Source organism: Leptolyngbya iicbica LK (assembly GCF_004212215.1).
GTDB lineage: Bacteria > Cyanobacteriota > Cyanobacteriia > Phormidesmidales > Phormidesmidaceae > Halomicronema > Halomicronema iicbica.
Map to the genome: position 1 here is coordinate 94,075 of NZ_QVFV01000004.1, position 12,239 is coordinate 106,313.

General features: G+C 53.2%; 14 protein-coding genes and 1 tRNA gene. 11 read left to right on the forward strand and 4 right to left on the reverse strand.

The window, feature by feature from the left end:
- Window positions 1–33: 33 nt before the first annotated feature.
- A complete protein-coding gene (gene murA, locus DYY88_RS16190) occupies window positions 34–1,383 on the reverse strand; it encodes a UDP-N-acetylglucosamine 1-carboxyvinyltransferase (protein ID WP_044151145.1) in 1,350 nt (449 codons plus the stop codon).
- Between the two features lie 270 nt (window positions 1,384–1,653).
- Here murA and DYY88_RS16195 point away from each other — a divergent pair.
- Both DYY88_RS16195 and DYY88_RS16200 read left to right on the forward strand, forming a co-directional pair.
- A tRNA-Leu gene (locus DYY88_RS16195) sits at window positions 1,654–1,737 on the forward strand.
- 156 nt (window positions 1,738–1,893) lie between these two features.
- Window positions 1,894–2,679 (forward strand): TrmH family RNA methyltransferase, encoded by a 786-nt coding sequence (locus tag DYY88_RS16200; protein WP_039726365.1) that lies wholly within the window; start codon window positions 1,894–1,896, stop codon window positions 2,677–2,679.
- Window positions 2,680–2,711: 32 nt separating this feature from the next.
- Here DYY88_RS16200 and DYY88_RS16205 read toward each other — a convergent pair whose 3' ends face one another.
- Entirely contained in the window at window positions 2,712–2,972 is a 261-nt protein-coding gene (locus DYY88_RS16205) for a hypothetical protein (protein ID WP_039726367.1), read from the reverse strand.
- Here DYY88_RS16205 and DYY88_RS24265 point away from each other — a divergent pair.
- From DYY88_RS24265 to DYY88_RS16245, 9 genes are all read left to right on the forward strand, one after another.
- Window positions 2,971–3,147, forward strand: coding sequence for a hypothetical protein (locus tag DYY88_RS24265; protein WP_160299533.1), 177 nt, complete (start codon window positions 2,971–2,973; stop codon window positions 3,145–3,147). The genes DYY88_RS16205 and DYY88_RS24265 overlap by 2 nt on opposite strands.
- 163 nt (window positions 3,148–3,310) lie before the next feature.
- Window positions 3,311–4,744, forward strand: a complete 1,434-nt coding sequence (gene lpdA, locus DYY88_RS16210; RefSeq protein ID WP_039729715.1) for a dihydrolipoyl dehydrogenase — start codon at window positions 3,311–3,313, stop codon at window positions 4,742–4,744.
- A complete protein-coding gene (gene trpC, locus DYY88_RS16215; RefSeq protein ID WP_367889301.1) occupies window positions 4,710–5,636 on the forward strand; it encodes an indole-3-glycerol phosphate synthase TrpC in 927 nt (308 codons plus the stop codon). Before lpdA ends, trpC begins: the two co-directional genes overlap by 35 nt.
- Window positions 5,637–5,685: 49 nt before the next feature.
- Complete coding sequence (locus tag DYY88_RS16220) at window positions 5,686–5,931, forward strand: DUF5340 domain-containing protein (protein WP_039726369.1); 246 nt, start codon at window positions 5,686–5,688, stop codon at window positions 5,929–5,931.
- 408 nt (window positions 5,932–6,339) lie between these two features.
- Window positions 6,340–6,849: a pentapeptide repeat-containing protein gene (locus tag DYY88_RS16225; protein WP_044151147.1), complete on the forward strand. Its 510-nt coding sequence runs from the start codon at window positions 6,340–6,342 to the stop codon at window positions 6,847–6,849.
- A gap of 183 nt (window positions 6,850–7,032) precedes the next feature.
- On the forward strand, window positions 7,033–7,371 hold the full coding sequence (locus tag DYY88_RS16230) for a hypothetical protein (RefSeq protein WP_039726370.1): 339 nt from the start codon (window positions 7,033–7,035) through the stop codon (window positions 7,369–7,371).
- 185 nt (window positions 7,372–7,556) lie between these two features.
- Window positions 7,557–8,738 (forward strand): TRC40/GET3/ArsA family transport-energizing ATPase, encoded by a 1,182-nt coding sequence (locus DYY88_RS16235; RefSeq protein WP_039726371.1) that lies wholly within the window; start codon window positions 7,557–7,559, stop codon window positions 8,736–8,738.
- Between the two features lie 140 nt (window positions 8,739–8,878).
- Window positions 8,879–9,655, forward strand: a complete 777-nt coding sequence (locus DYY88_RS16240) for an ABC transporter permease (RefSeq protein ID WP_367889302.1) — start codon at window positions 8,879–8,881, stop codon at window positions 9,653–9,655.
- 223 nt (window positions 9,656–9,878) lie between these two features.
- Window positions 9,879–10,772: a hypothetical protein gene (locus tag DYY88_RS16245; protein ID WP_044151148.1), complete on the forward strand. Its 894-nt coding sequence runs from the start codon at window positions 9,879–9,881 to the stop codon at window positions 10,770–10,772.
- Between the two features lie 39 nt (window positions 10,773–10,811).
- On the opposite strand, the gene cutA is transcribed toward DYY88_RS16245, so the two are convergent.
- On the reverse strand, window positions 10,812–11,135 hold the full coding sequence (gene cutA, locus DYY88_RS16250; RefSeq protein ID WP_039726373.1) for a divalent-cation tolerance protein CutA: 324 nt from the start codon (window positions 11,133–11,135) through the stop codon (window positions 10,812–10,814).
- A gap of 117 nt (window positions 11,136–11,252) precedes the next feature.
- Window positions 11,253–12,173, reverse strand: coding sequence for a pentapeptide repeat-containing protein (locus DYY88_RS16255; protein WP_039726375.1), 921 nt, complete (start codon window positions 12,171–12,173; stop codon window positions 11,253–11,255).
- Between the last annotated feature and the right edge of the window lie 66 nt (window positions 12,174–12,239).

Consider the following 12,239-nt stretch of genomic DNA (forward strand, 5'->3'; position numbering starts at 1 on the left):
GGGTTCTTGAATCTGAGTACGCTTCGTTGTGGCTTACAGTGACGAACGAGAGGTTGAGAGCTCTGCGCTGTCGGCGATGACTTCACCAGTCGTACCGTCGATGCGAGTGATTTTGGCGCCCAATTTTGTCAGCTTACGTTCTAGCTGCTCGTAGCCCCGATCTAAGTGTTGCAGACCACTCATGACGGTTTTGCCTTGGGCACCCAGTCCAGCCAACACCAACGCAGCGGATGCTCGCAGGTCGGTTGCCATGACGGGGGCACCAGAGAGCATCGGCACCCCTTGAATGATGGCGCAGTTGCCATTCACTCGAATATTGGCCCCCATGCGACTGAACTCAGCCACGTGGCGTAAGCGATTTTCAAAGACCGTTTCAGTCACCATGCTGTTGCCGTTGCTCAGGGTCATGAGCGCCATAAACTGGGCCTGCATATCGGTGGGAAAGCCGGGATAGGGCAGGGTTTGGATATCCGTGGCCAGAATTTCATCCCCTGGAATGAGAGAAATGCGGTTGGGTGATTCCACAACGACTTGCGAGCCGGCTTCTTGCAGCTTGGCAATGACCGCCCCTAACTGCTCGGGCACGATGGGCGAGAGGCTAATGGGCGATCGCGTGATGGCGCCCGCAATCAAAAAGGTGCCTGCCTCAATGCGATCGGGCACGATCGCGTAATCAGTACTGTGGAGACTGGGAACTCCAGAAATCGTCAAAGTCTTTGTCCCAACGCCGCGAATGCGAGCCCCCATGGCCCGACAAAAGTTTGCCAGGTCAGCGACTTCCGGCTCTTGGGCGGCATTGTCGATAACGGTGTCACCTTCCGCTAGCGTGGCGGCCATCATCAGCGTTTCGGTGGCCCCCACACTGGGGTAATCCAGATAAATATTGGCCCCTTGTAGCCGCTTGCGTATGCCAGGAATGCAGGCGTGAACGGTGCCATGCTCAATCTGTACATTTGCCCCCATCGCCTGCAAGCCACGAACGTGCAGCTCGACGGGGCGGGCCCCGATCGCACAGCCCCCTGGTAGAGGAATGCGAGCCACGCCCATGCGGGCCAGCAGCGGCCCAATCACAAAGAAGCTGGCGCGCAGCTTGCTGACGATTTCGTACGGTGCCCGGGTGTGGCTGATGTCACTGGGATCCAGTTCCCAAAAGTCATCTTCTCGTTTGATTTTGACGCCGAGAGCCGTCAACACAGCCGCCATGCGATCAACATCAACAAGGTTGGGAATGTTGCGCAGTCGGCAGGGCTGAGAACATAGCAGGATACCGGCCATAACGACGAGTGCGGAGTTTTTCGCCCCGCTGATAGAAACATGACCCGACAGCGGGTGCTGACCGTAGATTTCTAAAACCGAATTGTCTGCTTCAGGGGAATTGGACATCTGTTTTATACCAGTGGCTGTAACGATGGGCTTATCCTCCAAAACCTGAGCGGAACAACTCAGATGTAAATTTTCGTCTAAATTCTACTTGATTCAACCATTTTTCTGAAATTTTTGCGCTCCTGAAATTGATAATCCTTACGGTAGGTATGGGGCGAAGAAGATTGATCTTTGGCGAGGGGAGTTGACGAAAAGACGCTTTTTAGGGCACTGTATAAGACTGCGGTAGAAAAAGGGCTGATAAAGTCTCGAAATACTGCATTCCAGTTAGCGGAACTGGCGGAATTGGTAGACGCGCTAGATTCAGGTTCTAGTGTTCGCAAGAACTTCCGGGTTCAAGTCCCGGGTTCCGCATATTTCAACTCAAAATGTAACTCACGACCTGATTGGGATAGTGTGTCAGACTGTCTGTGGTTTTATCGTGATGACCATAAATTTGTAATATTTGATGAATGCCTGGCGGAGTGATTAGTTTTCTGTAAGCCATGGCCAATTGCCGAGGGAGCTGCCGTGCTGACGAGTCTGAAAAATCCCTGGATCAAAACTCTGCGTAAGCTGCATCTAGCGAAGTATCGGCGGCAACAGCAGCAGTTTTTGTTAGAAGGCACGCATTTGGTACAAGTGGCGATCGCAACACAATATCCGCTGCAGGCAGCGTGTGCGACGGAGGCGTGGCAGGTTCGACATCCAGCCTTATGGCAGCAGTTGAGTCAGTGCACGGCGCGGCAAGAGACGGTGAGTCCAGAGGTGCTGGGGGCGATCGCCACGACGGAGACGCCGGATGGAGTGGTCGCGATCGCCCCCAGTGACACCATAACCACGACCGTTGATGCCCCCACCTTGGGGCTGGCGCTAGAAGACATTCAAGATCCTGGCAACGTGGGGACGCTCATGCGGACGGCTGCAGCCGCTGGCAGTGATGGCATCTGGCTGAGTCAGAATAGCGTGGATTTGACCCACCCTAAAGTTTTGCGAGCTTCAGCAGGGCAGTGGTTTCGGCTGCCCAAGCAAGTGGGTGATAATCTGTTGGCACAAATGTCGACGTGGCGCGACCAGGGCTGCCAGATTTTGGCGACGGCGGCCACTGGGGCGGTGCCTTACTGGCAGCTCGACTTGACGCACCCGATGGTGTTAGTGGTCGGTAATGAAGGGGCGGGATTGTCTGCGAGCGCGATCGCTGCTGCTGACCACACGGTCGCGATTCCCATGATGAATGATGTCGAATCTTTGAATGTGGGCGTCGCCGCTGCGGTCATTTTGTTTGAGGCATTGCGCCAGCGTCAGGCAGCGGGATGACGTTCTTGTGGTGATCTCGTGGCTGCCGTTATTCAGGCATCATCCTGTACGGGGTCTACCTCGGCCATGAAGTGTTCGATATCCTGCACAGCCTCGTCAAGCAGTTGATCGAAGTCCTCAGTGTTGTGGGCTGCCATCTCAGACTCTGACGGAGCTGACGGCTGATCACCTTTGGTAGCCTCATGAGCGCCCGATTCTCGAGATTTGGAGTTCAGCACGGTCTCTAGTTCATCTAGGGCGGTCACGAACTTGCGCGCGGCCTGATGACGTCTGTTTTGTGGCTGATGATTCATGGCTGTAGGCCCCAGCTGGAAGTCAAACAATGCGGGTTCAGTCATCGATGGCAAGGCGATGCTACCGCTACTGACATCTGACTGTGTCTACACAAACTTGGCGCAGCGCGATCGCACTTGTACCCATGAGCCGCAATGGGTTGATGTCATGCATCAAGCTCGCATTGCGGCATGAAACTGTTTTTAGGTTACCCAGATGTGGAAAATTCTGAGAACTTGTCTTAACTCCCCTCCTTCGTCAAGATAGGTAAGGGCAGTTTCGCGCGATGGCGAAATCTCGCATAGAGAGCCTGCAAAACGATACTTTAGAGTTCGCTACGATTGCTGAGGAGAAAGCTGTGAGTCAAGCCTTTGACTACGATTTGGTGATTATTGGTGCCGGTGTTGGGGGCCATGGGGCGGCCATTCATGCGGTGCGTCGGGGGCTCAAAACCGCCATTATTGAGGCTGCCGACATGGGCGGCACCTGTGTCAATCGCGGCTGCATTCCCTCCAAAGCTTTGCTCGCAGCGTCCGGTCGCGTCCGTGAGATACAAGATACTCATCATTTAGAATCCCTCGGCATTCAAGTCGGTGGCGTTTCCTTTGATCGAGAAGCGATCGCGGGGCATGCCAATAACCTTGTCAGCAAAATCCAAGGTGACCTGACCAACAGCCTGACGCGCTTGGGCGTCGACACGATTCGCGGTTGGGGGCGTGTCGCGGGCGAACAAAAAGTCGTCGTCACCACCGCAGCGGGCGACCAAACAATTACGGCTAAAGACATCATGCTATCTCCCGGTTCTGTGCCCTTTGTGCCGCCGGGCATTGAAATCGATAACAAAACCGTGTTTACCAGCGACGCTGCCGTCAAGTTGGAATGGCTCCCCGAATGGATTGCCATCATCGGTAGTGGTTACATTGGCTTAGAGTTTTGCGATGTTTACACCGCTTTGGGCTCTGAGGTCACTATTATCGAAGCGCTCGATAAAATCATGCCGACCTTTGATCCTGACATTGCCAAAATCGCCGAGCGCGTCCTGATCAAGCCACGTCCGGTGGAAACACGGGCTGGGGTGCTGGCCATGAAGGTGACTCCTGGATCCCCCGTTGTCATTGAACTGGCGGATCGCGAAACTAAAGAAGTGGTTGACGTTTTGGAAGTGGATGCTTGTCTCGTGGCAACGGGTCGTATTCCTGCCACTAAGGATTTAGGGCTAGAGCGTGTGGGCGTCGAGCCTGATCGTCGCGGCTTCATTACTGTCGATGACGAGCTGCGGGTGGTACGCGATGGTGAGCCTGTGCCTCATCTGTGGGCAATTGGTGACGCTACAGGCAAGATGATGCTCGCCCATGCGGCTTCGGCCCAGGGCGTTGTCGCCGTTGATAACATCTGCGGCGAGTCACGCACCGTTAACTATCGCAGCATCCCGGCGGCCGCATTTACTCACCCTGAGGTGAGCTTTGTCGGCATGACTGAGCCCCAAGCCAAAGCGTATGCCGATGAACAAGGCTTTGCCATTGCGACAGTTAAAACCTATTTCAAAGGCAATTCCAAAGCGCTGGCCGAGGGCGAATCTGACGGTTTGGCCAAAGTAATTTATCGCAAAGATACGGGTGAAATTTTGGGCGCTCACATCATCGGTCTGCACGCTTCCGACCTGATTCAAGAAGCGGCTAATGCGATCGCTCAAGGGCAAACTGTCACAGCTTTGTCCTATTGTGTTCATACTCATCCCACACTTTCAGAGGTGATGGATGAGGCCTTTAAGCGTGCTGTCGTTAGTGCATAAGACTGGTTCTATGGAAATTCGCCGCCGCTCTCCGTATCCTGAGGTATCTGTGCAAAGTCTGACTTACCGAATCAAGGCACCGGGTGCCGAACCCCAAAACATTCTGGAAAAAATTGTTTGGCAGAAGGAAAAGGAAGTCACTCGGCTGCGGCAGCAAGTTCCCCTCGCTGATTTGCAACGTGAAGTCCTGAGTGCCCCGCCAGCCCGTGATTTTTTGGCGGCTCTCCAGGAGAGCGATCGCCAGCCCGCTTTGATTGCTGAGGTCAAAAAAGCCTCTCCCAGTCGGGGCGTGATTCGCGAAGACTTTGATCCGGTCGCGATCGCCCAAGCGTATCAAGCGGCTGGCGCTGCTTGTCTCTCGGTGTTGACCGACGAAACCTTTTTTCAGGGCAGCTTTGACTACCTCAAAGCGATCCGGACGGCGACGGAACTGCCGATTCTCTGCAAAGAGTTCATCGTTTACCCCTATCAAATGTATCTGGCGCGAGTCCAAGGGGCCGACGCGGTATTGCTCATTGCGGCTATTTTGAGTGATGAAGATTTGCGCTATTTCACCAAAATTGCTCAAGCGTTGGGAATGCGTGCCTTGGTAGAGGTGCACACCTTAGAAGAATTGGATCGCGTCTTGGCGATTGAGCCGATTCATCTGGTCGGCATTAACAACCGCAACTTGGAAACATTTGTCACCTCCTTAGATACCACCGCTCAGCTCTTAGCCCAGCGGCGCGAACAAATTCAGGCAAAGCAGTTGTTCATCATTAGCGAATCTGGCATTCAAAAGCCAGCGGATATCGCAGCGGTACAAAGTGCTGGAGCCCAGGGCATTTTGGTCGGTGAGTCGCTGATGCGACAAGCTGACGTCACACAGGCGATCGCCGCCCTATACGCTTAATCGGCTGATTATTTGTCTCCTTTCACAAGGCCACAGCCTTTTCATCTCAATGACAGAGCCGCTTCCCTTACCGTCTCACGTTCACTACGAGCTGCTGCTGCAACTGCTAGAGCAGCAAACTTTTTTCGCGGCTTATGAGCATCCCAGTCTCAAGGGTGATGTCAATGAGCTCATCATTACGCTGCGCAAAGCCCTTTCGCAACAGCGCCAGCTCGAAGAAAATTGCCATCGTTTGGGTCTAAAGGTTGACTACCGTTGGTCACTCAATGGTGCACCAGAACACCCCAGCTCCTGAGCGACTCCATCTTGACGGAGCCGCTGCTTTACGTTGTGGGCCATTTGCTTGCTGTGGCCAAATTCTTTACTCGCTGCGGCCAAATTCTGAGTGGTGGCTCACGCGATACAGCGACTTTGCAATGTCGCCTAGTCCGGTTAGTAGCTTCGGATTTTGAGTGCAGCTAAAATACTCTGATGAGAAGAATATGCTTCACTGCAGTGGCTTCTTTTCAGTGTGTGAATAAATGCCCACGAGTATCTTTGAATTTGCCACGATACAAGTGTTGAGATTGGTTTTCAACCATTTTTTGTGGATCCCTGCTGAATTTCAAATGGTGTCTTTCCTTGGCGTCAAGATTTTCCAGCAAGAAAATATCAAAAATCAACTTTAAAGAAATGTAAGAAAACACATTTTGAGGCCACCACCATGAACGTTCGAGAGTTTTTGCGCGAATACAGTCGAGGCGATCGCAATTTTGCTGGGGTGATCCTGCATGGCACTGATCTCAGCCATTGCCAATTGAGTGACATTGATTTGAGGCAGGCAGACCTGAGTGGCGCTAATTTGAGAGGGGCTGATCTTAGTCAGGCCAATCTCCGTTATGCCAATCTTGCCAAGGCCGATTTGACCCAGGCCGTACTCAGCGGCGCTCAATTAGAGGAAGTGAATTTGGCGGGGGCCGTTTTGACCGGGGCCAAGCTCGATGGCACAAGTCTCATACGGGCCGATCTGCAATTAGCCGACTTTACGCAAGCGGACCTGCAAGGGGCAAACTTGTCGGATGCCAACCTATACCGGGCCAATCTGCACCAGGCAAACCTGGACGGTACCTGCATCGAAGGAGTTAACGTCGCTGGTTTTGATGTGAGTACAGCGGCGATCGCCTCTAAGGGGTCTCATGTAGTTGCTGCAGCGATGAGTCGTGCCCGAGTTTAAGCACACTGCCCGTTGAGGCATGGCAGTGACAACGCCTTTAAGGGCCGCTGAGGCTAGGGACTTTAGTTAGCCTCAGCGGCTTTTGGGCAGACTGCATGGAAACTAGCGGAGTTATAAGCTGGGCGATCGCGTGTCAACCCTGGTAACCGAGTTAATTAACTCTCGCAGCAGGAAAAGGCGCACATGCGATCGCTTTACTGGTTTCTGGGTGTCGGACTCATGGGGGTGGGCACGTATCTGCTTAGCCGCAATATTCTGCTCACCACCCATCCGTATTCCTGGTGGCGGGGCATGGCGGCTGATTTGTCAGGGGTGTGCCTCTGTGTCGGTCTGTTTATGGCAATTTGGTTCCGAGGCGAGGCTCGCGTTGCTGGCGGCATTGCGATCGGCTTTGGCATAGTGTTTATCTTTTTCAACAGTCGCATCGTATTGAGCCCCACCAGCTTGTGGCAATTTTGTCTGGCCTTCGGCTCCATGAGCCTGGGTTACAAGTTGCTGACAACTCAGCACCATTCTATTTAGTCAGCACCATCCTATTTAGGCAGAGGTTGCCCGCGATCGCGGCTTGGAATGTCACGGTCTGACGAGGGCCATCAGAGCTCACGCTGGCAACGGTGAAATGTGGCCCGCAGCGGCGAAAAGCCGTTAAAACCGATACAGTATAAAAAACCGTTACATTTTTTGACTAAGGCAGAGGCGACGAGATTATGCGCGTAATTTTAATGACCGGTAAAGGCGGAGTCGGTAAGACCTCTGTTGCTGCGGCGACCGGTTTGCGTTGCGCCGAACTGGGTTACAAAACGCTGGTCCTCAGCACTGACCCGGCTCATTCCCTGGCTGATAGCTTTGATATGGAGCTAGAGCACAATCCCAAGCCGGTGCGCCCCAACTTGTGGGGGGCGGAACTCGATGCCCTGTTAGAACTAGAAGGTAACTGGGGAGCGGTCAAGCGCTACATCACTGAGGTGTTACAAGCCCGTGGTTTAGAAGGCGTTGAAGCAGAAGAACTGGCCATTTTGCCGGGCATGGACGAGATTTTTAGCCTGGTCCGCATGAAGCGTCATTATGACGAGGGCGAGTATGACGTTCTGATTATCGACTCCGCGCCGACTGGGACGGCGTTGCGACTACTCAGTTTGCCCGAGGTCGCTGGCTGGTACATGCGCCGTTTTTACAAGCCGTTTGAGGCAGTTTCCGCCGCCCTGCGTCCCCTGGTAGAGCCACTGTTTCGTCCAGTTGCCGGCTTTTCCTTGCCGACGAAAGAGGTGATGGACGCGCCCTACGAGTTTTATGAGCAACTGGTCGAGTTGGAGAAAGTGCTAACTGACACGGCTACTACCTCAGTTCGCCTCGTCACGAATCCAGAAAAGATGGTAATTAAGGAGTCTTTGCGGGCTCATGCCTATCTGAGCCTTTACAACGTGGGGACAGATTTGGTGATTGCTAATCGCATTATTCCTGACTCTGTGCAGGATCCATTTTTCCAGCGTTGGAAGGATCAGCAGCAACAATATCGCCATGAAATTCATGAAAATTTTCGCCCGTTGCCCGTTCGCGAAATCCCCTTATATTCCGAAGAAATGTGCGGCATTGCCGCGTTAGAGCGGTTAAAGGAAACCCTCTACGGAGATGATGATCCAGCTCAGGTGTTTTACAAAGAAAATACGCTGCGGGTGATTCAGCAGGGCAACGACTACAGCCTTGAGGTCTACCTCCCCGGCATTCCCAAAAGTCAGGTCGAACTGAGCAAATCGGCCGATGAGCTCAATATTCGCATCGGCAATCATCGCCGTAACCTGGTATTGCCGCAGGCGTTAGCCGCGCTGAATCCGGCTGGAGCCAAGATGGAGGAAGATTATCTAAAGATCCGGTTTGCGTCAGCATCGTAGGCGATCGCAACCCGCAGGTACAACTGCGCCAAACCATCAGTTCTCAGGGTAGAGTGGAGCTGTGTGAATAACTGTAAAGCTGGCACTATATGGACGCTGACGCCTCGATCAAAATTCGTCGATCTGCCCCCGTTAACTTTTTGAAAGCGCTTGTGGATGATAGCCTGACAGTCTTTTGGGGCGATTGGCTAGATCTGCGGGTGCGAATTCCGCAGGTGGCAGCTTCTGGTTTGGTGTCACCGCTGATCTATATTTTGGCGTTTGGTTTAGGGCTCGGCAGCTCTCTCGATCGCGTCACGCAACCCACCGTTGGCGAGACCTATCTGGAATTCATTTTGCCGGGAATGGTAGCGCTGTCTTCGATGGTCATTAGCTTTGGGGGAACGACTTTCTCCATTTGTGGTGATCGCTTGTTCACCAAAACCTTTGAAGAGATGCTGCTGTATCCAGTGCATCCCCTGGCGCTGCACCTTGGCAAGATGATGGCCGGAATTGTGCGGGGCATGATGACGGCGGCGTCGGTAATTTTGGTGGCAGTGCTGTTTACTGGCAAGCTGTGGAGTTTCATCAACCCGCTGTTTCTGGGTCTCTTGGTACTCAACTGCGCCGTGTTTGCTGGGCTCGGCGTGATTGTGGGCCTAAATGTCAAATCGTTAGAAAGCGTCGGCCTATTTAATAACTTTTTGATTGTGCCGATGTCGTTTTTAGGGGGCACATTTTTTGATCCCGCCACCTTGCCCCCCGTGTTGAAAGGAATTGTTTATCTACTGCCGCTGACCTACACCACGATCGGTTTGCGAGCAGCGGCTTACCAGCCCTTGTCAGAGTTTCCCTGGTATAGTTTTCCGATTCTCCTTGCGGTGGCGATCGCACTGGCCTATGTCGGGGCTTATCAATTTTCCCATCAACAAGATTGAGCCAGGCCAATCAGCGGTCGCGATGTCCGCTGTTCCGTTTCATTGGTTCACGTTTGTTTGCTTTGGGATCGCCGAAGAGTGAATGCCTTGGAGCCATAGCTGTCACGACCCCACAACGTCGTCGCGGGGTCGTGACGAGCTGCGCTGTTATTAGCAGATTATGGAGATCCCCGTAAATAGAGCTAAACTGTTTTTTACTTCGTATAGTGTGTGCCTACCAGCTATGCAAACTGCTCAAACTAATTCAGCCGTGAACGATATTTTGGGCCAAGCGCGCCAAGGCAGCGTTGCCGCGATCATTCAGATATTGAATGAGCGGCTGGCCGATGTGCAAATTAGGACGCGGGCAATCTTAGCCGACGGCATTTTACAGCTGTTATGCGAAGCGCCCAAACCTGAGCAGTTAGAGCAAAATACTGTAGTCGATCGCGTCCGCAGCATTCTCGAAGATTTGTCACCTCGCGGCATTCGCAAAGTCAACATCAATAGTCGGATCGTTCGCGAGCAGCAACTCCTCTGGTTTGAAGAGATTACTCGCGATCCCGAAAATCAACTCCTCTGGTCGGAACTGATTAAGCTGAAGCAGCCGAATCCAGTGACGCGGTTTTGGCGCGATCGTCAAGTCCCTAAAGGTCGCCAGGAGATCGTCGTATCCAACACTAAAAATCAGCAACTCAGCCAGAAGTATTTTGTGCGTGGCCTTGTCGGGGGCGCTAGTCTATGTCTATTGCTGGTACTGCTGGGCTGGGTGCTTAAGCATCGTCTAGGCATTTCTTGGGCCCAGATCGACAGTACGTCTACTCCTGTGGCGGAAGAGACTGCTACATCAGATGCGGCAGCACCGGCCCAGGCGTCGTTTGCCCAGGCCGTGCGATTAGCGCAACAAGCTGTTGACGATGGTCAAGCGGCGGAAACCTCGGCAGAGTGGCTGGACCTGGCGGCGCGTTGGCAGCGGGCAGCGGACCTCATGGCGGAAGTGCCGCCCGAAAATGAAAATTACACGATCGCCCAAGATCGCGTGATGAGCTATCAGCAAAATAGCGATCAGGCGCTTGCCAAAGCAGAGCAGGTGCAAGCGACCGAAGATGCTGAAGCTGATTTGGACACTGGAAATTAAGGGGATCGGAGCGATCGCGAGCAAAACTTTGAATCTCGCCTAGCCAGACGATTGGGTATTGTGAGCCAGCCAAGCCATATAGGGTTCACTGCCTTGGTGAATGGGGATCGCCAAAATCTCAGGCACATCGTATGGATGCAACATGCCCAGTGCTGTCTCAATTTTGGGAAATAAAGCGAGATCGGTCTTGATGATCAGTTGCCATTCGGCCGCTTGTTCGACTTTTCCTTCCCAGGTGTAGACCGAGTGAATGGGATAAAGATTGACGCAAGCTGCCAGGCGATCGCCCACGAGCGCTTGGGCAATTTCCTGGGCTGATTCTTGGGTATCTACTGTAACTAAAACAATGCCGTATGTTGCCAAGATTGCAGCCCTCCTTCAATGAGTTGACATGTGCAAGACTAGGGCGAGATAGATCGTCTGAGGGACGATCTTCAATAGCCGGATAGTAAGTGCCCGAACGTTCAAGGTAGGCGGTATTTATTCCACAAATTGTGATGCACTTAAGGTTTCTCGAGTGGACCGATGGCTCCAGCGAGTATCGCCGCAGGCTTTATTAAGCAGGTCGGCTTGAGAGCCTCGCGGTAAAATCGCATCGGTAAATTCGGTGCCTTCGATCGAACAGGCATCCAATTTGGCTCCAGCTAAGTTGGCCCAAGAGAGATCGGCCCGATCAAGGTTGACGCCGAGCATTTTGGCTCGCCACAAAATACTGCCAGTCATATTAGCGCCGGTGAGATTTACCTGATTGAGACTGGCTTCTCTGAGGGTCGCGAAACTGAGGTTGGCGGCGGTGAGGTTGGCGTAATCCAATTGCGCGCCATTCAGTTTGGCCTCTTGTAAATTGAGTCCACTCAGGTTCATGCCAGTCAGGTTTAGCCCATTGAGGTAAGCGCCTTCTAAGTTGACATCGTCGAGGAAGGTGCGTCCTAAGGCGGCACCGCTCAGCCGCACGCCGCTTAAGTTAGCCCATGCGAGGTTGGCATGGCGCAGATCGGCCCCGCGTAAATTGGCGCCACAAAGATTAGCGCCGCAGAGGTTGGCGCCTCTGAGGCTGGCGCCGCGCAGATTGGCCCCACTCAGATTGGCCCCACTCAGTTGGGTATCGGATAAGTCCGACTTCACCATGAAGGTGCCCCTGAGGTCAGCTTTCTTGAGTTGTGCACGCTGCAGGTTGACTTCACTCAGCTTGGCAAAACTGGCGTTGACTCGGTACAGGTTGGTATTGGCGAGATTCGCTTTAGTTAAGAAGGCCCGACTGAGGTTAGCCTGCACTAAACTCGCATGTTGGAGGTTAATGTCGATAAGAATTCGCTGTCTGAGATCGACACCACTGAGGTGAATGCCCGCAAAGTCGCGGTACCCCGATTCATACAGTTCAAACAAATAATTGGCATTCATGATGAATTGCCCCTTTGCCAGTGTTCGGCTGTGCAATCTAAAAAGTTGAGCGACACATCCGACTCC